The 20,911-nt window shown below is 64.4% G+C and carries 20 protein-coding genes and 1 pseudogene; 4 read left to right on the forward strand and 17 right to left on the reverse strand.

What is annotated here, in order from left to right; all coding sequences use genetic code 11:
* Positions 1-390 precede the first annotated feature (390 nt).
* The 3 genes from SS05631_RS09205 to SS05631_RS09215 all read left to right on the forward strand — a co-directional run bounded on the left by SS05631_RS09205 (position 391) and on the right by SS05631_RS09215 (position 2,044).
* Positions 391-1,197: a helix-turn-helix domain-containing protein gene (locus SS05631_RS09205; RefSeq protein WP_037423712.1), complete on the forward strand. Its 807-nt coding sequence runs from the start codon at positions 391-393 to the stop codon at positions 1,195-1,197.
* 78 nt (positions 1,198-1,275) lie between these two features.
* A complete protein-coding gene (locus SS05631_RS09210; RefSeq protein WP_037423732.1) occupies positions 1,276-1,707 on the forward strand; it encodes a polyketide cyclase in 432 nt (143 codons plus the stop codon).
* Complete coding sequence (locus tag SS05631_RS09215) at positions 1,691-2,044, forward strand: VOC family protein (protein ID WP_172900185.1); 354 nt, start codon at positions 1,691-1,693, stop codon at positions 2,042-2,044. The genes SS05631_RS09210 and SS05631_RS09215 overlap by 17 nt, the downstream gene beginning before the upstream one ends.
* A 43-nt stretch (positions 2,045-2,087) precedes the next feature.
* On the opposite strand, the gene SS05631_RS31365 is transcribed toward SS05631_RS09215, so the two are convergent.
* The 14 genes and pseudogenes from SS05631_RS31365 to SS05631_RS09285 all read right to left on the reverse strand — a co-directional run bounded on the left by SS05631_RS31365 (position 2,088) and on the right by SS05631_RS09285 (position 13,652).
* A complete protein-coding gene (locus tag SS05631_RS31365; protein ID WP_162109160.1) occupies positions 2,088-2,267 on the reverse strand; it encodes a hypothetical protein in 180 nt (59 codons plus the stop codon).
* Positions 2,268-2,375: 108 nt separating this feature from the next.
* Positions 2,376-2,570: pseudogene (locus SS05631_RS09225) on the reverse strand (cytochrome C oxidase Cbb3); the annotation flags it as partial.
* Positions 2,571-2,631: 61 nt separating this feature from the next.
* The gene (locus SS05631_RS09230; RefSeq protein WP_037423706.1) at positions 2,632-3,555 is read right to left on the reverse strand and encodes a lipid A biosynthesis lauroyl acyltransferase; all 924 of its coding nucleotides are present in this window, start codon (positions 3,553-3,555) and stop codon (positions 2,632-2,634) included.
* A gap of 11 nt (positions 3,556-3,566) precedes the next feature.
* Positions 3,567-4,595 carry a zinc-binding dehydrogenase gene (locus SS05631_RS09235; protein WP_037423703.1) on the reverse strand — a complete coding sequence of 343 codons (1,029 nt, stop codon included), beginning with the start codon at positions 4,593-4,595 and terminating at the stop codon, positions 3,567-3,569.
* A gap of 43 nt (positions 4,596-4,638) precedes the next feature.
* The gene (locus SS05631_RS09240; protein WP_037423700.1) at positions 4,639-5,922 is read right to left on the reverse strand and encodes a beta-ketoacyl-ACP synthase; all 1,284 of its coding nucleotides are present in this window, start codon (positions 5,920-5,922) and stop codon (positions 4,639-4,641) included.
* A gap of 11 nt (positions 5,923-5,933) precedes the next feature.
* Complete coding sequence (locus SS05631_RS09245) at positions 5,934-7,133, reverse strand: beta-ketoacyl-ACP synthase (protein ID WP_037423697.1); 1,200 nt, start codon at positions 7,131-7,133, stop codon at positions 5,934-5,936.
* A gap of 1 nt (position 7,134) precedes the next feature.
* Complete coding sequence (locus tag SS05631_RS09250; RefSeq protein ID WP_037423694.1) at positions 7,135-7,611, reverse strand: 3-hydroxyacyl-ACP dehydratase FabZ family protein; 477 nt, start codon at positions 7,609-7,611, stop codon at positions 7,135-7,137.
* A 115-nt stretch (positions 7,612-7,726) separates the two neighbouring features.
* Positions 7,727-8,005 (reverse strand): acyl carrier protein, encoded by a 279-nt coding sequence (locus SS05631_RS09255; protein WP_012708338.1) that lies wholly within the window; start codon positions 8,003-8,005, stop codon positions 7,727-7,729.
* 177 nt (positions 8,006-8,182) lie between these two features.
* Positions 8,183-8,935, reverse strand: a complete 753-nt coding sequence (locus SS05631_RS09260) for a glycerophosphodiester phosphodiesterase family protein (protein ID WP_037423726.1) — start codon at positions 8,933-8,935, stop codon at positions 8,183-8,185.
* A 23-nt stretch (positions 8,936-8,958) separates the two neighbouring features.
* Positions 8,959-9,939 (reverse strand): adenosylcobinamide-phosphate synthase CbiB, encoded by a 981-nt coding sequence (cbiB, locus tag SS05631_RS09265; protein ID WP_037423690.1) that lies wholly within the window; start codon positions 9,937-9,939, stop codon positions 8,959-8,961.
* Positions 9,940-10,941 (reverse strand): threonine-phosphate decarboxylase CobD, encoded by a 1,002-nt coding sequence (gene cobD / locus SS05631_RS09270; protein ID WP_037423687.1) that lies wholly within the window; start codon positions 10,939-10,941, stop codon positions 9,940-9,942.
* 2 nt (positions 10,942-10,943) lie between these two features.
* A complete protein-coding gene (locus SS05631_RS09275) occupies positions 10,944-12,239 on the reverse strand; it encodes a cobyrinate a,c-diamide synthase (RefSeq protein ID WP_037423684.1) in 1,296 nt (431 codons plus the stop codon).
* Positions 12,236-13,078: a uroporphyrinogen-III C-methyltransferase gene (gene cobA / locus SS05631_RS09280; RefSeq protein ID WP_037423681.1), complete on the reverse strand. Its 843-nt coding sequence runs from the start codon at positions 13,076-13,078 to the stop codon at positions 12,236-12,238. The genes SS05631_RS09275 and cobA overlap by 4 nt, the downstream gene beginning before the upstream one ends.
* Positions 13,079-13,193: 115 nt before the next feature.
* The gene (locus tag SS05631_RS09285) at positions 13,194-13,652 is read right to left on the reverse strand and encodes a cobalamin biosynthesis protein (RefSeq protein ID WP_037423678.1); all 459 of its coding nucleotides are present in this window, start codon (positions 13,650-13,652) and stop codon (positions 13,194-13,196) included.
* 462 nt (positions 13,653-14,114) lie between these two features.
* On the opposite strand from SS05631_RS09285, the gene SS05631_RS09290 reads away from it, so the two are divergent.
* Positions 14,115-14,900, forward strand: coding sequence for a TSUP family transporter (locus SS05631_RS09290; RefSeq protein WP_037423675.1), 786 nt, complete (start codon positions 14,115-14,117; stop codon positions 14,898-14,900).
* Between the two features lie 54 nt (positions 14,901-14,954).
* Here the strand turns inward: SS05631_RS09290 and cobO are convergent, their stop codons facing one another.
* The 3 genes from cobO to cobW all read right to left on the reverse strand — a co-directional run bounded on the left by cobO (position 14,955) and on the right by cobW (position 20,910).
* On the reverse strand, positions 14,955-15,599 hold the full coding sequence (gene cobO / locus SS05631_RS09295; RefSeq protein ID WP_037423672.1) for a cob(I)yrinic acid a,c-diamide adenosyltransferase: 645 nt from the start codon (positions 15,597-15,599) through the stop codon (positions 14,955-14,957).
* Positions 15,600-15,609: 10 nt separating this feature from the next.
* The gene (cobN, locus tag SS05631_RS09300; RefSeq protein WP_095677964.1) at positions 15,610-19,620 is read right to left on the reverse strand and encodes a cobaltochelatase subunit CobN; all 4,011 of its coding nucleotides are present in this window, start codon (positions 19,618-19,620) and stop codon (positions 15,610-15,612) included.
* Positions 19,621-19,845: 225 nt separating this feature from the next.
* Positions 19,846-20,910 carry a cobalamin biosynthesis protein CobW gene (cobW, locus tag SS05631_RS09305; protein WP_037423643.1) on the reverse strand — a complete coding sequence of 355 codons (1,065 nt, stop codon included), beginning with the start codon at positions 20,908-20,910 and terminating at the stop codon, positions 19,846-19,848.
* Position 20,911: the final 1 nt, after the last annotated feature.

A 20,911-nucleotide genomic window follows, 5' to 3' on the forward strand; every position in this document is an offset into this window, starting at 1 on the left:
GCAGGAGAGCCATGCACGGGCCGCGAAGTCGCGTCGGTGCCGGCTCCTTCGAATTGAACTGCGCACGTCCCGGTGGCCCGCGAAGGGGGTGCCGGCAACATGCGGCAGAGGAGGCTGTTTTGGCACTCAAATCGATTTACGACAAGCCATTCCTGAGAAAATCACTGCTTCTCCGGCTTGCCGTCGCCGTCGTCGAGCACGCGCCATGACGCGCCGCAGCGGAATGCAGCGAGGCTGAGACCGACCCAGATCCTTGATCTGCGTCAAGTTCTGGAGTCGAATGCGCGCGGTGCGTCGCCCCCGGCAACAATCAGCTCCTTTCGGCCCACTTCCGGCTGTAAGATGGCTGCCGTGTCGCCGTAGTAGCGCCGACATCGAGGAGAGCCGGGCATGCCGAACATCACACCGCCCCGACTTGCGCAAAGCACGGGCATTTACCGGGAGCGGCCCGCCGCCGGCGCGCTTGCTGCCTATTTCAAATGCCTGTGGCTGCATCGACTCCCCGACGGCGAAGCGCCAAGCATGGCCGTCGTACCGGACGGCTGCGCCGACGTCATCTGGACGTCCGGCGGCCCGGCAATCGTTGGACCCGACCGTGTCGCCGCCTTCCCCAAGCTCGCCGCAGGCGATACCATCTTCGGTGCCCGGTTCAGAATTGGTGCAGCGGCCGCCTGGCTGCGCACGCCGTTGAGCGGGTTGACCGGCCGGACGGTCCCACTCGATCTCCTTTGGGGGCGAGCGGCCAACGAAATGGACGAGCGGATGGCGCTGGCACGGGACGCCACCGAGCGGCTCGCGATATTGGCAGGCGCATTTAAAGGCCGCCTCTCGACCGCGCACCCCCCGCCACCGAACATCGCTTCGTTGGTGAAGCATCTCCACGAGGCCCGCCCAGCCGCGGCCGATCCCATCCGAAACCTGGCGCGAACAACCGGCTCTAGCGAGCGAAGTCTCCGCCGTCTCTGCCTCGAGCATTTCGGCTATGGCGCCAAGACCCTAGATCGCGTGCTGCGGCTGCAGCGCTTCCTGGCTGCCGGCCGCGGCCGGCCGCAGGACAAATTGGCGGCCCTGGCCGCCGATGCCGGCTATGCCGACCAGGCACACCTTACCCGGGAAACGAGGGAGCTCACCTCGCTGACGCCCGGCGAAATCCTGCGGCAGTTCGCTCCAGACCCATCAGAGAAATCGAAGGGGTGATTTCAGCAGCACGATTGGCCGTTTCGTTCAAGACCATTGCACAACGAGGTGCTATCCGAACTCAAAACGGAGACGCGCATGACCACGATGGCCGCCAGAATTATCCACGTTTCGATCGAGCGAGACTGGCGCGATGTCTACGCCTTCATGGCCGATCACCAAAAGATGCCGCTTTGGGCCTCCGGGCTCTCGACGGGGCTTGCGCGTGACGGCGACGAATGGATCGCGCCGGGCCCGCTCGGCAATGCCCGTGTTCGTTTCGCTCCCGCCAATGAGTTCGGCGTCGTGGACCATTTGGTGAAGCTCGAGAACGGCGCGAAGATCCACAACGCGCTCCGGGTGGTGCCGAATGGGGACGGCGCGGAAGTGATGTTCACCCTGCTGAGACAGTTCGACATGAGTGACGAACAATTAGCGGCGGATGCCGCCTGCGTTCAAAAGGATCTCGACACCTTGAAGACCATTCTGGAAGAATCAAAAAATGGCAAAGGACATCGCCATGACCGGTAGCGACCGACGGATCGACTATATCGAATTCAACGTGGCGGACATCGCGGCGAGCAAGGCCTTCTACGGCAGCGCGTTCGGCTGGACCTTTACCGATTACGGTCCGGAATATTGCGAGTTCGCCGACGGCCGGCTGACCGGCGGCTTCACGACGCTCGGTCCGGTCCGCAGCGGAGGGCCGCTCGTCATCATCTATGCCGATGAACTGGAAGGCGCGCTCGCCCGCGTCGAGGGCGCCGGCGGCAGGATCGTCAAACCGATCTTCATCTTCCCCGGCGGCAGGCGCTTTCACTTTGCCGATCCGGACGGTTACGAGCTGGCGGTCTGGTCCAAGCAATAGCGGCAGTTCGAAATGTTCGACGGGCGGAGTGGACGGCGAAGGGCTATTCGCCGAAGCGGATGAAAAGCGCGCTGACGAGGCCGAAGACGACGATGCACTGGAGGATGAACATGGGCCATTCCTGTGACATCCGCTTCTCCTCCCGCGTGACCACCGCCACAATGGATAGCTGTAAGGAGCGGCGCCGCGGCACAGGCCCCTCGCGGCAACTGCCAATTTCCATTGGCATCCCGCCGCCGGCAAAGTTTAGCATCTCCTGTTGAACTGCGCACGAAAAGCCGCGCGCCCAGAAGGATGCGCGGCTCGCAGCGCGCTTTCTCGGGTTGCTTTGCTACTCGCCGCCGCCGAGGGAGTGGACGAAGACCGCGAGTTGCTTGACTGTCGTATCGCCCATGCGAGGCAGCCAGGCCGGCATGACGCCATGCTTCGGTGCCTTCATCCGGTTGACGATCGCCCGCTCGCCCTCCCCGTTCAACCAGATCGCGTCCGCCAGATTGGGTGCCCCCATCTCGCGATTGCCCTTCGCCGGCGCGCAGCCTGGCGGCTCGGAACCGCGGAGAACGCCCCGCAAATCGAATGAGATTGCTTCAGAGACTGCGCTTGATACGCCACCGGTCGTGATACCAGAGCCACTGGCCCGGATATTCGCGAACCCAGCTCTCGACCTTGTCGTTCAGCATCTGCGCCGTCGCCGTGACATCGACGCTGCCATCGGCCCTGCGCGGAATTTCGACGGCCGGCTCGAGTTCCAGCCGGAATCGGCCGCCGGGGAGGCGGATGCAACGGGCCGGATAGACCTCGCAATTGAACTGGCGAACAAGTTTCGCGAGCAGCGGATTGGTCTGGACGTCCTGGCCGAAGAACTTCGTCTTCAGGCCCTTGCGGAATTTCTGGTCGACCAGCACGCCGACGCCGCCGCCGCGTTCGAGCTGGCGGGCGAGCGCAAAGGAGGAGCCCGCATGGGAGGGCACGAGATTGCCCATCCGCTCCTGGCGGAACTGGAAGACCTTGTCGGCCATGTAAGGATTGTTCGGCGGCCGGAAGAGAACGGTGACGTCCAGCCCGAAGGCGGAGCCCGCCACAGGCAGCATCTCGAAATTGCCGCTATGCGCCGTGAAGACGATGAAGGGCCGCGGATTGTCTCGCAGCTCCAGGAAGAGCGGAATGCCCGAGACCTCCACCCTGCCCGGCTCGGCGCGGTGCGGATCGAAGTCGAAGAGCCGGTCGAGGAAGACATATTCGGCCGCGAGCCGGCCCATATTGCCCCAGCTTTCGAGCGCGGTCTCCTTTATCCAGGCGTCGCTCTTCTCAGGATAGGCATTGCGCAGATTGGTAAGCGTCAGCTTATGGCGGCGGGTCTTCGGACCGATCCAGCGCGCGACGCGATCCATGAAATTGATCGCCGCATCCGCCGGAAAGAGCTTCAAAACATTGAGAAGCAGGAAGACGAGCTGTGCGATCAGCCATTGCCGGAAGCGATCGGCAGCGAGCACCAGCCGTGTGATCAGCATCCGCACCGGGATCAATCCATCCGCAGAATAATCTTGCCGAAGATCTGCCGAGACTCCATCCGCTCGAGCGCACGATCGATGTCGGCGAGGCCGACTTCGGTATCGATCACCGGATGAACGAGGCCGCGCGCCATCTTCTGCATGGCGTTCGCCATGTTTTCCATGCGGCAGCCAAAGGAGCCGAGCAGCTTCAACTGCTGCTGGAAGAGCATCATCAGATTCATGTCGGTCGAGACGCCCGAGGTCGAGCCGCAGGTGACGAGCCGGCCGCCGCGCTTCATCGACAGCATCGAGCCCGCCCAGGTGTCCTTGCCGACATGCTCAAAGACGACATCGACGCCCTTCTTCTTGGTGAGCTTGCGTACCACGCCCTCGAAACGGTCGGTGCGATAGTTGATGACGTGGTCGGCGCCGAGCGCCCTCGCCTTCTCGATCTTGTCGTCGGAACCGACCGTGGTAATGACCGTGCAACCGATCTTCTTGGCGAGCTGGATCGCCGCCGAGCCGATGCCGGAGCCGCCGGCATGGACAAGGATCGTTTCGCCCGGCTCGAGCTTGGCATTATCGAACAGCATGTGCTCGACCGTACCGAAGGTGACCGGCGCCAGTGCCGCACCGACCGCGTCGACACCGGGCGGCGCCGGGACCAGCAGGCGAGCCGGCAGATTGATCTTCTCCTGGGCGAAGCCGTCGAGATGGAAACCGTGCACGCCGCCGACATGCTCGCACAGATTGTCGCGCCCTTCCTTGCAGGGACGGCAGAGGCCGCAGGTGCGCGCACCGTAGATCGAAACGAGCTGGCCCGGCAGGACATTTGCCACACCCGGTCCGATGCTCTCGACAGCGCCGGACGCTTCCGCGCCGATGACCAGCGGCATCTTGCGCTTGGCAAAGGCCATGCCGCGCCAGCCCCAGACGTCGATATGGTTGAGCGCGACGGCCTTGACCCGCAGCGTCACCTCGCCCGGACCGGGCGTCTCCGGTTCCGGCAGGTCGGTAATTTCGAGCTTGCGGTCATCGAGCAGTTGCAGGGCGCGCATGGTCTTTCCTTTGCGGAAGGCAGGTATTCGATCGTCGAGCGGCTTAGGCCGGCTCGGCGGTCATGACAAGACTGGCATTCTGGCCGCCGAAACCGAAGGAATTCGACAGGACCGCGGTGACCTGCTGGCTGCGCTTCGCGTTCGGCACGACGTCGAGAACGATCGCCGGGTCCGGGTTCTGGTAGTTGATGGTCGGCGGCAGCGTGCCGGTGAGCATCGTCTGGATCGAGAAAACCGCCTCGACCGCACCGGCGGCGGTCAGCGTGTGGCCGATCATCGACTTGTTGGACGAAACCGGTATCGACGGCAGGCGCTCACCGAAGACGGCCGACATCGACAGATATTCCATCTTGTCGTTCTCCGGCGTCGAGGTGCCGTGGGCATTGATGTAGCCGATGCCGGTTTCATCGATGCCGGCATCCGCAAGCGCCGCGCGGATCGTCGCAATCGCCGGCCCACCATCGGGCGAGGAGCGCGTGCGGTGGAAGAGATCCGCCTTTTCGCCGCAGCCCTTGAGAATGCCGTAGATGCGGGCGCCGCGGGCGAGTGCCGCTTCGAGCGATTCCAGCACCAGGGTGGCCGCGCCTTCGGCAATGACGAAGCCGTCGCGATCCTTGGTGAAGGGTTTCGACGCCTTTTCCGGCGGATCGTTCTGGGTCGAGAGCGCCGAAAGCAGCGAGAAGCGGATCAGAGCCTCGGCGCTGACCGAACCGTCGGTCGCGACCGTCAGCGCCCGATCGGTACGGCCCTGGCGGATCGCCTCGACGCCAAGCTGGATCGCCGTGGCGCCCGAGGCACAAGCCGTCGACAGCGTGACCGGCAGGCCGCGCGTGCCGAAACGATCGGCAAGCCGCTCGGAAATCGACCCGAAGAGCACGGCCTCGTGGAAGACCGGATCGGCCTTCTGGCGCATCGCGGCGAGGAAGCGGTTATAGGCGTCGCCCGGCCGTTCCGAGGCCGGCGCCCGGTCCGCGAGCTCGAAGCGCGCGTTCCACTCCGGTTCGATCGGCGGCGCTGCGAGGAAGAGCGGGCCGTTGAAATCGCCGGAAAGACCGGCCTGCGCGAGCGCTTCCAAGGTCGTCTCGCGCGCCATCGCATAGGAGCGTTCGACGGCGTTGTCGGCCGGAATTTCGATGAAATCGACCGTGCCGCTGATGCGGGTCGAAAGGCCCTCCGTCGGGAATCGGGTAATCTTGTGAATGCCGGAAACGCCGCCGCTGAGCGCCGCCCAGTTGTCCTCCAGCCCCTGGCCGAGCGAGGTGATGACGCCCATGCCGGTAATGGCGACGATCGGGCGGCCGAGGTGATCGGTGTAAGCCTTGCTCATGCTTGAGCTCCTTATTCCGCGGAAAGCACGGCGACGCCTTCGCCGCGGGAATGGCCGATGGTCGTGACGATCGCCGCCTTGGCGGACGCCGTCATCGGCGCCTCGGCAGGATCGAAGGGCGGCACCTTCGCCGCATGCCCGAGCGAGAGCGCGGCAAAAGCCATGCCGACCGGGAACTGCGCCTCGATACCGTGACCGACGAGACCGCCATAGGCGCGGACCGGCCGTCCGGCGAACTCCGTGTCGAGGAATGCCTTCTCGCGGCGCGCCAGGTCGTGGAAGCCGCTGGTGCCGGAAAACACCACGGTCGACTGCGGCTCAAGTTCTGCGGCAGGTCGTGCCAGATCCCGGAGCCGTGCCTCGAACCGGCCGTCTTCGCGGCTGCCGCGATCGCCTTCGATCGCATCGATCGTGGCATAGATGCGGGCGCCGCGGGCTTCGGCATATTCGCGCGATTCCAGAACGAGGAATGCGCCGACGGACCCCAGGATCATGCCGCCGCCGTTCTCGGGATCGCGCGACCAGATCGGCTGCCACTCGCCAAGCGCATGTCCCTGGATGGCTTCGATCAACAGGATGATGTCGAGGCGTTCGGCCGAGAAGGCGCCGCCGACGAGCGTATGCGTCGACTGCCCGGCCTTGATGCGGGCAAAGGCGGTTTCGATTGCCGAAATGCCCGCCGCTTCCTCGCCCATGAAGGTGCGAGACGAGCCCGTCACCTTGTGGACGATCGAGATGTTGCCGGCCAGAAGATTGGAGAGCTGGGCAAGAAAAAGCGTCGGGCGGAGCTCCGTCGTCAGCTTCTCGTTCAGGAGTTGTTCGCGATCATTGCGCTTCAGGCCCTCATCGACGATCAGCGAGTCGACATTGATATCGCGTTCGCCGCCGCCGGCAGCGACGATCATGTCCATGCTGCCGCAGGCTTCGAGATTGTCCTTGAGCCCCGCGTCGTCCAGCGCGAGCCCGGCTGCGAAGACGCCGAGGCGCTGCCAGTTCTCCATCTGCCGCTGATCGCCGCGCTTGGCGATCTGCGCCGACCAGTCGATCTCCGGCAGGGGATGGACCGGATAAGGCGCAAAGCGCTCGGTCTCGACCCGGGCCTTCGGCGGTTCGACGGAACTCAGCAGGGCAACATGCGGCTCGGCGCCGACGCCCTGGCTCGTCACAATGCCGACGCCGGTGATCACCACGTCGTTTGCGGATTTGGTCATCTTATTTCTCCGAAGCGGCCGCAGCGGCCATCAGTCCCACTTCCTCGGCACGCCTGCGGACGATCTCGCCAAGCGGCACCTGATCGAACGGCATCGTCCTCAACTTCAGCTGGGCATCGCAGATTTTCTTGCCGCCCGATGCGATCCTGGCCTTGGTCACCGCGAAACCCGAGCCCTCGTGCTCCAGGAATGCTTCGATCTCAAGCTCGGCGGAAGGCTCGACGAATGTGCGCATCTTGGCGCCGTCGACCGACATCAGGAAGGGCATCGCCACGAATTTGGTGACAGCAAGCACGAGAAAGCCGGAAGCCTGCGCCATGGTTTCGATCAGCAGCACGCCGGGAACCAGCGGATAGCCGGGAAAATGCCCCTCGAAGACCGGGCTCTTCTCCGGCACGATGGACCGCGCCGTCAGCCGGCCCGCCGCGAGATCGACGGTTTCGATCCGATCGATCATCTGGAAATATTCAAGGAGCATCAGGGCTCATCCCGTTCGTTTCGGGCTCAAGTAAAAATGCCGATGCCGCCTGTCAAGCGAAGGACGCAGCAGGCGGCATCGGTAAACGGATCGAACCGTGTCGGCGGCGAGGCGATCAGGCCTTGGCGGCGCGAAGCTCGTCGATCTTGGCGCAGAGGTTCTTCAGCACGAAGTATTCCTCGGTCGACACCTTGCCTTCGTTGACTTCCTGGGTCCACTGCTCAAGCGGAATCTTGATGCCGAATTCCTTGTCGATCGCAAAGACGATGTCGAGGAAGTCCAGGCTGTCGATGCCGAGATCATCGATCGTGTGGCTTTCCGGCTTGATCGTCTCGCGGTCGATCTCGCTCGTTTCCGCAATGATGTCGGCAACCTTGTCGAATGTAGCTGTCACGCGCTTACCTCTTGAAAATCGAGTCTTGGCGATCCCTATAGAAAAATGCACCGCAAAAGCCAATGCCTCGCGGAGTTTTGCGACCCAGATTTGAAAAACGGTGTTGCTAATCGGCGACCGAGTGCCGGCCGGCTGAGGTGTCGTGCCCGTTGACAGCTGATCCGCTTCCTCACGGCCTTATCCGAAATGACCTGCCGCCAGGCGCGGATCGTCCAAGAGGATGGCGTCAGGCCCAATCGCGCGCAGGCGCTCAAGTCCTTCTCCGTCGACCAGCCCGACCGGAAACGGCGGGTATTCCGGCATCGGAATTGAACGCGGCTGACCCACCATCACCGTGAGGAGCAGGCCGGCGTGGCGAACGATCGCCGCACGTTCGGGCCTCGCTGCGCCCTGCCATAGCCTGAACCAGTCTGCACCGGCATGCCGAGCCCGAGTGGCGGAGTCCGGCTCCTCCAAGAAAGCGAGAATGGCGATGTCCGCTCTGGCGGAGCGGACTGCAGCGATGAGGTCGAGGCTGCGCAGGCCAAGCATCGTTCGCTCGGTCGCACTCGCACCGGTGACCTCGTCGACGATGCGCTGGACGTGCTGCGGGTCGGAAAGCTTGACATCCAGGAGCACCCCTAGCGAGCCCGAGGCGGTCAGCGCCTCTCGAAGCGTCATCGTGGCCGGCAGCAGGCGCCTGAGCGTTTCCAAATCGACATCCGAAACAGTGCGTCCATCACCGCAGAGCCGTCGAAGATCGTCATCGTGCATGCAAATGAGAGCGCCGTCCTTCGTCAGGCGAATGTCCGTCTCGATGGCATCTGCGCCAGCGCCTGCGGCGGCATGCAGCGCCTCCGCGGTGTTTTCGGCAGCAAGCGCCGCGCCGCCGCGATGCGCGATGATGAGAGGTTTGCCGCCGGAGCGACGAAACCAGAACTCAGAGGGCATCATCGTCGCCTGCTGCTGGAGTTTCAGAAAAACAGGAACGGCAGAACCAGGACGGCGGCGCTCAAGGTGAGCGCGCTGCAGGCACCGTAAAAGACGATCCCCGCGTCGTCGATGTCGGCTGCCGTCGCGACTGCGCGGCCGGGGCGATTGATCATCGGCTCCTCGACGCGCGCCCCGCCATAGACCCGTGGCCCGGCAAGCTGGATATCGAGCGCGCCGGCCATCGCCGCCTCGGGCCAGCCGGAGTTAGGCGAGCGGTGAAAAGCGTGATCGCTCTTGGCCACCTCGATTGCGGCCTTCGCCGCTTCGGCGCCGCGCTTCAAGCGAGCCCCTGCGGCGATGAGAAGAGCCGAAAGCCGTGCGGCCGGAAGATTGACGAGGTCGTCGAGCCGCGCCGAGGCCCAGCCGAAATGAAGGTATTTCTGACTCTTATGGCCGATCATCGAATCGGCCGTATTCAGCATCTTGTAAGCGAAAAGGCCGGGGAGCCCAGCAATCGCATACCAAAGGGCGGGAGCGACGACCCCATCGGAAAAATTCTCCGCAAGGCTCTCGATAGCCGCACGGCAGACGCCAGGCTCATCAAGCGTTTTCGGGTCCCGGCCGACGATCATCGACACGGCCTTCCGGCCCCCTTCCAGGCCGTCACGGCGCAATCCGTCGGCGACGCGGCGGACGTGATCGGCGAGGCTCTTCTGGGCCAGGAAAACCGCAACGGTCAGCGCCTCCAGGACGAAACCGAGCGCACCGAGAACATCGAACAGCCGATTGAGCACCACACCGAGCAGCATGCTTGCTGCGACAAGGATGACGATGGCCGCAACGCCCCGCATTTTTAGCCAGCCACCGTGCCCACCGCGATTGAGCGCCGCGTCGAAAACGCCGATGGCCTTGCCGAAGAGTACCACCGGATGCGTCAACCGCTCCCAAAGCCAATCTGGATCGCCAACGATGCGGTCGATGATCAGCGCGACGACGAGGATGAGGAAAATTTCAGCCGACATCTAAACTCCTGCTCGCTGCAAGGCTTCGGCAAGACGGCGGTCGCCATTCGCATCCGCGGCCAGGCCGATCCGCAGCCAGCGCCGGTCGTAGTCGAACTTGCGCGTCAGAATGTGCTCCCCGCAGAGCGCCGTATGAAGATCGTTTGCCCGTTCGTGGTCGACGAGCGCGAAGAGACCGGTACCACCGATGACGTCCATGCCGGCGCCACGAAGCACCGCATGGAGAGCCGCATTGCGTTCGAGAATACCTTCCCTGACCGCCTCCGTGTCGCCTTCCATCAGCCTCGCCGCAACGGCAAGTGCCGGGCCTGACACCGCCCAGGGGCCAAGCCATTCGCGGAAAGATTCCGTGACCGCGGCGTTTGCAACGACGAAGCCGAGCCTCAGGCCCGCAAGGCCGAAGAACTTGCCGAAGGAACGGAAGACGACGAGGTTGTGCTGTGCGTCGACATGCGGCGCAACACTTGTTTCCGGATCGAGGTCACCGAAGGCCTCGTCGACGACGAGCAGTCCGCCGCTCGCCTCCATCTCCCTTGCCATTGCAAGCACTTGGTCGGGCGGAAAAACCCGGCCCGTGGGGTTATTGGGATTTACCAGGACCGCGAGCCCGTGCGCCGCAGAGAGATCATCGGCACGCGCGACAGGATCGACGGCAAAGCCGGCGCCGGTCAAGACGCGCTCATATTCGCCATAGGTCGGACCGAATATAGCGGCGCGCCTTTTCAAGTCGGCAAGCCGCGGCAGCAACTGAATGACAGCCTGGGTTCCGGGAACCGGCAGAGGCATGAGGTCGCCGGTCCGATAGTAGCTGGATGCGGCTGCGCGGGCTGCCTCCTCCAGCTGGCGATCCGGCAGCCGATGCCAGACCCGCGCGTCGATCTTCGGCAGCGCGACCGGGCACGGATTGATGCCGGTTGAAAGGTCGAGCCAATCGTCTGGCGCGCCGCCGAAGCGGACCGCGGCCTCGGTGATCCCGCCGCCATGGACGATCGGCGCGGTCATCGTCACTCCGAAAGATCGATGAGATGCATGAAGGAACCGGCAACATTGCCGCGGCGAAGGCCGGCATGGCCGAGGTCTACACCTGCCGCATCAGAAACGGCGAAGAGCGGCGCGGCCGCCCCTTCGGAAACGATGGTCGAATAGTGAAATTCGTGCGCCGTCATCGGTCCCTCGAAAAATTCATTGTCGAAAGGCGCCACGCGCCGGTAGCCGAGATGCCGCTTGCGTTCCGCGAAACTGGTGACCAGCGGCAACAGCCCGAGCATCTCGTAACGCTTGCCGTCCGCTGCGACAAGACCTTCGCCGAGCGTCATGTAGCCGCCGCATTCACCGAAGATGCGCGCACCGTGATCGGCCGCGGCATGGATCCCGGCTCGGAAACGAGTAGCCCTGGCGAGCCGGTCGGCGTGCAATTCCGGATAGCCGCCCGGCAGATAGATTGCGTCGGCGCCGGCATCGGGCGCTTCATCGGCCAGCGGCGAAAAGAACGAGATTTGCGCTCCCTGGCTCAACCAGCCGGCCAGCACATGCTCGTAACTGAAGGCAAAGGCGACGTCGCGGGCAACGGCAATCCGGTGGCCGATCGGCTTCAGCATCCGGGCGCCTTGCGCCGGCTTCCCCCGCAAGGCAGACGCTGTTGCGAGAAGGGCTTCGACGTTACAGGCCGCAGTGACGCGCGCCGCGGCGTGCTCGATGAAATCTTCGAGCGACTCGTGCTCGCCGGCCTGGACAAGGCCCAGATGCCGTTCCGGCAGCTTCAACGCGGCATCCTGGCGCAGCACGCCGAAAATTGCCGCGCCTGCGCGGTCGAGCGCATCGCGGAGCATCGCCTCATGGCGGTCGCTGCCCACGCGGTTCAGGATGACGCCGGCGACGCGCATATCGTCGCGATGATCCATATAGCCGCGCACCAGCGCCGCGACCGAGTGGGAGAGCCGGGCGCAATCGACGACCAGGACCACCGCCAGCCCCAGCGTCGCGGCGAGGTCCGCCGCCGATCCGGTCCCGTCCGCAGCGCCGTCATAGAGCCCCATCATCGCCTCGACGATCAGCGTCGAGCCATCCTTCGCCGCAGCCGCAGCGTTGGCGAGCAGCAGTTCCGGCCGCATCGCCCAGGGATCATAGTTGAGGCAGGCCTTGCCGCTTGCGGCCGTATGGAAGGCGGGATCGATATAATCTGGGCCTGCCTTGCCCGGCGCAATGGAGACGCCGCGCCGCGCCAGCGCCCGCAGAAGACCGAGCGTCACCGTCGTCTTGCCGGAGCCGGAGCTCGGGGCGGCAATCATCAGACCGCTCATGCCGGGTCCCGGCGGATTTGGCTCGCGAACGGATCGGCGACAAGTGTGCGGCCATCGAGTGCGCCAAGCCAATCAAGCGACGGACGCAGCCGAACGACCTCGCCGACGACGACGATTGCCGGCGGCTCCAGCCCGGATGCCGCCACATCGGCTTCGGCGCGGGAAAGCGTGGTCTCGAGCACCGCCTGCTCGGCCGTCGCCGCATTGCAGACGAAGGCAACCGGCTCGTCGGGCGCACGCCCGGCAGCGATGAGGTTCGCCGAAATCTGTCCGATATGCTTCATCGCCATGTACATGACGATGACCGGCGAGCCCTTGGCGATGCCTTCCCAGTTGATCCGGTCTGGCACAACGCCGGAGGAATCGTGGCCAGTGAGGAAGGTGACCGCGTGATTGACTTCGCGGTGGGTCACCGGGATGCCGGCATAGGCCAGTCCGCCGATCCCCGCAGTGATGCCGGGCACGATACGGAATGGAATACCGTGTTCGACAAGGGTCAATGCCTCCTCGCCACCGCGACCGAAGACGAAGGGATCGCCGCCCTTGAGGCGTAGTACCCGGAGCCCGGCGCGTGCGAGCTCGACCAGGCGCAGCGAGATATCACGCTGCTTCGGCGACGGCTTGCCGCCGCGTTTGCCGGCAAATTCAAGCTTGGCGTCCGGGCTGGCGAGCTTCAGGCAATCGGCATTGACCAGCGCATCGTGAACGATCACATCCGCCTGGCGAAGCGCATTGGCGGCATGCAGCGTCAAAAGGCCGGGATCGCCGGGTCCGGCACCCACCAGCCAGACGGATCCGCGTTCGAGTTCGGGCAGGCCGGCAAAAAACATATCCGTCACCCCTTATTACTCCGGTCCTGGCGAAACATCTGAGCTTATTCTCTCTCGTAGGAAATGATGGCAGAACATTGAATCTGCGTATGAAATGACAACACGTGTGTGCCCGCGCAAGGCATCAGCCGCCTCCCGTGGCGCCGGCTTCGGTTTCGCGGGTGAAGGCATGGTGCCGCGGTCCTGCGATCGCTGCCGTGGCCCGGGCCGAGCGGATCTTTGGAACGAGCAGCACTGCGTCACGCCCGACCCCCGCCAATGCAGCGCCCTCGGCAACGCCGTGGCAGCCGGTATGGGCAAAGACGATCTCGGACGGATTCTTAAGTCGCGCGGCTTCTGCCTCGAGCGTCGCAGCGTCGAAGAAGCGGACGGGCACGGAAAAATGCCGGCCTGCCGCGTGAATGGCCGGCTCTTCGGCGCGCGCGTCCAGCGAAGCCACGAATGCAATATCGCTCTTCGACGCGCCGGCGTCGGCGAGTGCCCGCTCGGCAAGCGCGATCACTTCCCCGGGCGCTGTATTTCGCTCGCAGCCGAGGCCGAGAACGAGTCGTGCGGCTGAAACTGGCCCCGTGACCAAAGACATCTGCAGTGCTGCTCCCCTGCAGCGCCACACGGCCCGGGGGCACAGAGCAGCTGCAAATCAGTGTAATTGCGCGATAGTCCCATGCCTTTGGGGTTGGGAGCCGCGCAGCGGTCGGCGTTCCACACGAAGCGCCGGCCTGGGCAGACAGCCGCACCGGTCAGGACAGCACCGGATCTGGCCCCCTGAATGGGTCGGCCGCACCGGACGCTCTTTCGATCCGCTCGCACGGACGCCGTCGCATGATCTTCATTTCTACCGAAGGGCATCCGGGCGGTCAAACCAGATTGCGCCATCACGGCGTCGTAAACACATAACCGAGCGCCGCCGCTCCGGCGGGCGAAGACAGGGAGCTTGCAGCAGCAGAATGGCATTTTCTGCGGAAATTGCCGACGACAAGCCTTTGCTTTTCACGCCCGGCTCTGACACAAGGCGGAAGCAATTCCGTTTCGTCTCGAGCTTTCCGTGACCGACCTCGCCATCCACCTGCTGCTCCTTCTGTTCGTAGCCGCCTTCATTGCCGGCTTCATCGATTCGATCGCCGGCGGCGGCGGGATGATCACCATTCCTGCCATGCTGATCGCCGGCATTGCGCCGCTCGAATCGCTCGGCACGAACAAGCTGCAATCGCTCTTCGGTTCGGGCTCCGCCAGCATCGCCTATGCGCGACACGGCCATGTGAATTTGAAGGAGCAGCTGCCGATGGCGCTGATGTCGGCCGCGGGTTCGGTGCTCGGCGCCTTGGTCGCGACAGTCGTTCCAGCCGATGCGCTGAAGGGCGTGCTGCCCTTTCTGCTGATCGCGATTGCCGTCTATTTCGGCTGCAAACCGAATATCGGCGACGTCGAAAAGCACCGCCGCCTGTCGGCTTTTCTCTTCACCCTCACCTTCGTACCGCTGATCGGCTTCTATGACGGCATTTTCGGACCGGGCACGGGCTCGTTCTTCATGGTCGGCTTTGTTTCGCTTGCCGGCTACGGCATCCTCAAGGCGACGGCCCACACGAAGTTCCTGAACTTCGGTTCCAATCTCGGCGCCTTCATCGTTTTCGTTCTCTACGGCGTCGTGCTCTGGAAGGTTGGGCTGCTGATGGGAGCGGGCCAGTTTCTCGGCGCGCAGGTCGGCTCCCGCTATGCGATGGCAAAGGGCGCGAAGATCATTAAGCCGCTGCTCGTCATCGTCTCGATCGCGCTGGCAGTCCGGCTGCTAGCGGATCCAACGCATCCGCTCAGGATTTGGCTGGGCATCTGATCGCGCCGGCCTGCCTGTTCACGGCCGGCGCGTGAACAGGCCGGATTTGCACCGCTAGAACTCGACTCCCTTCTGCGCCTTGATGCCGGAGCGGAACGGATGCTTGACGAGTTCCATCTCCGTCACCAGATCGGCGATCTCGATGAGATCCTCCTTGGCGTTGCGGCCGGTCAGAACCACATGCGTCATGTGCGGCTTCTCCTCCTTGAGGAAGCGAACGACCTCGGCGACGTCGATATAGTCGTAGCGCAGCGCGATGTTGATCTCGTCGAGCAGCACCATGGAATTGCGCTCGTCACGGATCAGTTCCTTGGCCTTCTCCCAGGCCTTCTCGGCCATTGCCACGTCGCGGGCGCGGTCCTGCGTCTCCCAGGTGAAGCCCTCGCCCAGCGTGTAGAACTGGCAGAGGTCGCCGAAGTGCTTGTCGATCAAATCGCGCTCGCCGGTCTGCATGGCGCCCTTGATGAACTGCACGACGGCACAGGGCATGCCATGGGCGATATGGCGGAAGATCATGCCGAAGCCGGCGGTCGACTTGCCCTTGCCCTTGCCCGTATGGACGATGACTAGCCCCTTCTCGTCGGTCTTCGTCGCCATGATCTTGTCGCGCGCCGTCTTCTTCTTCGCCATCTTCATGGCGTGACGGGCTTCGTCCTTCTCGGCAACCGGTTCGCCGGTGTTTGCGGTTTCGTCGCTCATGGCATCCTCTCTATTCGTTGCCGGCGCGCGGGCGCTCAGGCTGAGCGCCCGACAGACTGTTCAGTTCAAATCGCGCCGAGTTGGAGCGCGGGTTCCAGAGACCTCGGTCGACCGCCTCCAGGAACCGCTCGGCGAGTTCGGCAAGTGCCACCGGGTTCTTGTCGCGCAGGAAATCGAGGACTTTCTCGTCGGCGATGAAGGCCTGGTAGGCCGCCTCGAAATGATGGTCGCGCACGGCCCCGGTCGTCGCGGCGAAGGCGAACATGTAATCGACAGTCGCGGCGATCTCGAAGGCGCCCTTGTAACCATGACGCATTACCCCGGCGATCCACTTCGGGTTGACGACGCGGGCGCGAACCACGCGGCCGATCTCCTCCTCCAGCGAGCGGATAACCGGCTTTTCCGGACGCGAATGGTCGTTGTGGTAGATCGCGGGACGCTCTCCACTGAGATATTCCGCCGCAGCGCTCATGCCGCCCTCGAACTGGTAGTAATCGTCGCTGTCGAGCAGGTCGTGCTCGCGATTGTCCTGGTTCTGGACGACCGCCTCGATGGTCCGCAGGCGCTCCTCGAAAAGCCCGCGTTCCGCCCTGCCGTCTTCGCCGGCACCATAGGCATAGCCGCCCCAGGTGAGATACGCTGCGGCGAGATCGCCGCGCTTTTCCCAGCCTTTCTCGTCGATCAGCGCCTGTAGACCGGCGCCATAGGCGCCCGGCTTGGCACCGAACACACGATAGGAGGCGCGTCTTGCCGCCTCCATCGGCTCGACGCCCTTTTCCTCGAGGCGTCGCGCTTCGGCACGCATGCGTGCCGCGATCATGTTGTCGGCATCGTCCTCCTCCAGCGCGCCGATCGCGCGCGTCGCCTTGTCGAACAGCGCGATCTGCTCCGGGAAGGCATCGCGGAAGAAGCCCGAAATCCTGAGTGTGACGTCGACGCGCGGTCGGCCGAGCACGGCGAGCGGCACGATTTCATAGCCGGTCACCCGACGCGACGCCATGTCCCAGATCGGCTTTGCACCGATCAGCGCCAGCGCTTGGGCAATGTCGTCGCCGCCGGTGCGCATATTAGAGGTGCCCCAAGCCGTAAGCCCGAAGGAGGACGGCCATTCGCCATGGTCCTGCAGATAGCGACGGATGAGCAACTCGGCCGATTTCTTGCCGAGTTCGTAGGCCGCCGGCGTCGGCACGGCGCGGCTGTCGACGGAATAGAAATTGCGGCCGGTCGGCAGCACGTCCGGCCGCCCGCGTGTCGGCGCGCCGGATGGGCCAGGCGCGACGAAGCGGCCGTCGAGACCGGTGAGCAGGCCGGTGATCTCGGCAGCACCCGACCGTTCTATTGAAGGCTTCAGCCGTGCCTCGATCTCGTCGAGCACGGCTTGCGTGTTGGTCCAACCGTCGGGGCAAGCGATCTCGCCCGACACCAGCTTCGTGGCGAGAAGCTCGATGCGCTCAACCGTATCGCCGGCGGTGCGCCAGGAAGCATCCGAGATGTTGGCGAGGAGATCGGGCTTTGAGCCGAGCCAGGGCGCGGAGAGAACGCAGTCGAGGGGGTCGAAACGTTGTGCGGGAATACCCCCCTCCGTCCTGCCGGACATCTCCCCCACAAGGGGGGAGATTGGCGAGGGGCGCCCGTCCGTTTCCCTGGTTCCGCCGCGGTCTATTGAGGAGTTGGTTGCAAGCGCGGCAGTACTTGGGAGGGAAGAACCCGCATCCCTGCTCTCCCCCCTTGTGGGGGAGATGTCCGGCAGGACAGAGGGGGGTACTCGCCCGGCATCACCCAACCCCAGGTCCGCCGCGATCGCGCGCTGCAAGCTCTGATCGCCACCCTCGCCCAAGCCACGCGGCACCCGGGCAAGCGCCACCGTCAGGTCGGTCAGCAGCCGCCCTTCCGGCGCCACGCCGAAGATGTGCAGCCCGTCGCGGATCTGCATTTCCTTGAGGTCGCAGAGATAGGCGTCGAGCTTTTCGAGCGCCGTGTCGTCGCTGTCGCCCTTGTCGATGCCGGCGTCGTGGTCGAGGCCGATGTCGCGCACGAGATCGAGGATCTGACGACTGAGCAGACGCAGCCGTCGCGGATCGCCGCCCGCCGCTTCGTAATATTCGTCGACCAGCGCTTCGAGATCCTTGAGCGGTCCGTAGGACTCGGCGCGTGTCAGAGGCGGCGTCAGGTGATCGATGATCACCGCGCTGGTGCGGCGTTTCGCTTGCGTCCCCTCGCCCGGGTCGTTGACGATAAAGGGATAGAGATGCGGCGTCGGGCCGAAGATCGCCTCTGGGTAGCAGGTCTCGGAAAGCGCCAGCGCCTTGCCCGGCAGCCATTCGAGATTGCCGTGCTTGCCCATATGGATGATCGCGTCAGCGCCGAAGGTTTGGCGCAGATAGGCATAGAAGGCGATATAGCCGTGCGGCGGCACGAGATCCGGCGCGTGATAGGTTTCCTTCGGATCGATGTTGTAACCGCGCGCCGGCTGGATACCGACGATGACCTCGCCGAACCGGGCAAGCGGCAGGGTGAAGGCGCCGTCGAGGAAGAAAGGATCGGCCTCCGGCGTCCCCCAGCGCACGCCCACTTCCGCCTGAATCTTTTCCGGAAGAGAGGAGAAGAAGTCCTTGTAGTGATTCAAGGAAATGGTTTCGCGAATTTCCCGGCCGCTGCTTGCGGCATTCGTCGGTCCGGCCATCAGGAAGCGGATCAGCGCCTCGCCGCCTTCGGGCAGATCGCCAGTCGAATAACCTTCCGCCGCCATCGCCTTCAGCACCTCGACAGTGCCGGCGGGTGTATCGAGGCCGACGCCGTTGCCGAGACGTCCGTCCCGGTTCGGGTAGTTCGCCATGACGATTGCGACGCGCCGCGCCTGCGGCTTCGCGCGCCGCAACCTTGCCCAATTACCGGCGAGCCGGGCGGCGAAGCGCACGCGGCCGGCAAGCGGCTCATGGCCGACGATGTTTGCCTCGACAAGCGGGTCGTAGACCGATGCCGCCTTGAAGGAGACGGCGCGCGAAAGGATCCGTCCGTCCACCTCCGGCAGCGCGACATTCATACCGAGGTCGCGCGCCATCAGCCCTTGCGGCGAGGCTTCCCACGATTCGCGGGAGGAGCCTGAAAAAATCACCTGCAGCACCGGCGCGCCGGTGGATTCCAGCACCGTCGGCTGCCGGTCGGCGCCGGGCGCCGAGACGGCAAAGCCGGTGGCATTCATCACCACGTCCGGCGCCGCCTCGGCATAGATCGCTTCGAGAGTACCGACCGACACCTGATCCTTGAGGCTCGACACAAAGACCGGAAGCGGGCGCATGCCCTCCTCGGTCAGCGCCTCGATCAGGGCCTCGACCGGCTTGGTCTCGCCGCTCTGCACGAGGGCACGGTAGAAGCAGATGGCAACTGTGGGACGAGTTTCCTTCTTCCCTTCGGAAGTCTGCGCTCCCCCGACATCGCCGGCGATACGCACCCACTCGTCAACCCCGATCACGCCCCTGCCCGGCCACCAGATGCCGGCTTTCAGCAGCGGCCGCGCCGGTTGCGGCTTTTCGGCGCCATCGATCAGCGCCTCGGCATAGTCGAGGAACAGGCCGGCATTGTCCGCGCCGCCTTCGTTGAAATAGGCCCAGAGACGCTCACGGTCTTCCGCGGCAACGGTCGAGAAAGGCTCGAGGCCCGGGTCCGGCTTGTCGTCCCCCGGCAGCACCGCAATCTTGAACTTGCCCGCCACCGCCGCGGCATAGAGCGCCTCCAGCACGTAGCGAAAATAGCTGGCGCCGCCGAGCGGCCGGACGACGATCAGCTTCGCATGTCGCGCCGTACGTTCGACATAGGTGTCGACCGACATCGGATGCATGAGGTTCATGAGGCTGGCGATACGCAGGCTCTTCCCGCTCGCGCGCCGGCGATGCGCCGCGGCAATCGACGCAAGCTCCGTATCGGCCGCCGACAGGAACAGGATATCGGCCGGGCTTTGCCCGAGATCGATCGCTTCGTTGCCGTCGGCGATCGTGCCTTTCTGGGCTAGGAGGAGATGCATTGTTGCTTCCCGCTGGGCTCGTGAAGAGACCCCTCCCCAGCCCCTCCCCACAATGGGGAGGGGTTAGGTCGTGCCACACGCACTCTTTCCCCGAGTATCAGCCGTTCGTGCCATAACGCCGCCCCCCTTTGGGAACGAAAGCATCGCCGCAAATGCCAGCCGAGCCCCTCTCCCTTGTGGGGAGGGGCTGGGGAGGGGTTCTTCTCACACGCGCTCAAAACAACCTCACGCCAGCGCCGAAATCGCCGCGCGCACGGCCGCCTCATCCATGTCGTGCAGGCCGATGACGACGAGGCGCGTGCCGCGCGTCTCGCCGGGTGCCCAGGCACGGTCGTAATATTGATCGACCCGGCTGCCGACCGCCTGGATCAACAGACGCATTGGCTTGCCGGGTACGTCGGCAAAGCCCTTGAGGCGCAATACGTCGTGCTCGGCGATAACGGCCTTGAGCCGGTCGATGAAGGCCGCCGGTTCGGCGATCGGGCCAAGTTCGACGACGAAGCTGTCGAATTCGTCGTGATCATGTTCCTCGCCGGCCTCATGCTCCATCTCGTGATGCGATTTGCGGTCGACGATCTCGTCTTCCGTGCCGACGCCAAGCCCGAGCAGGATCGCGGCGGCCACCTCGCCGTTCTTGGCCTCGATCATCGCCGGCTTGCGGCTGATGCGCGAGGCGACTTCGTCGCGCACGGACTTGAGGCCCGCAGCATCGATGAGATCGGTCTTGTTCAGAACGATGAGGTCGGCGGCGGTGAGTTGGTCCTCGAAGAGCTCTTCCAGCGGGCTCTCATGATCAAGGTTGTCGTCATTGACGCGCAGCGCATCGACCTTGTCGTGATCGTCGGCAAAACGGCCGGCGGCAACGGCGGCGCTGTCGACGACGGTCACGACGCCATCGACCGTCACTTCGCTGCGGATGTCGGGCCAGTTGAAAGCGGCGACCAGCGGTTGCGGCAGCGCAAGGCCGGAGGTCTCGATGACAATATGATCCGGGCGGTTCTCTCGCTCGAGCAGCTTGGTCATGGTCGGAATGAAGTCGTCGGCGACGGTGCAGCAGATGCAGCCATTGGTGAGCTCGATGATGTCCTCTTCCGAGCAGGCTTCAGCGCCGCAGCCCTTCAACACGTCGCCGTCGACGCCGAGATCGCCGAACTCGTTGATGATCAATGCGATCCGCTTGCCCTCGGCGTTCTGCAGCAGGTTGCGGATCATCGTCGTCTTGCCGGCGCCGAGGAAGCCGGTGATGACCGTGGCGGGGATCTTGCCCGATTGGGCCTTTGCAAGTGTCATG

It is taken from the genome of Sinorhizobium sp. CCBAU 05631 (assembly GCF_002288505.1).
Classification (GTDB): Bacteria; Pseudomonadota; Alphaproteobacteria; order Rhizobiales; family Rhizobiaceae; genus Sinorhizobium; species Sinorhizobium fredii_C.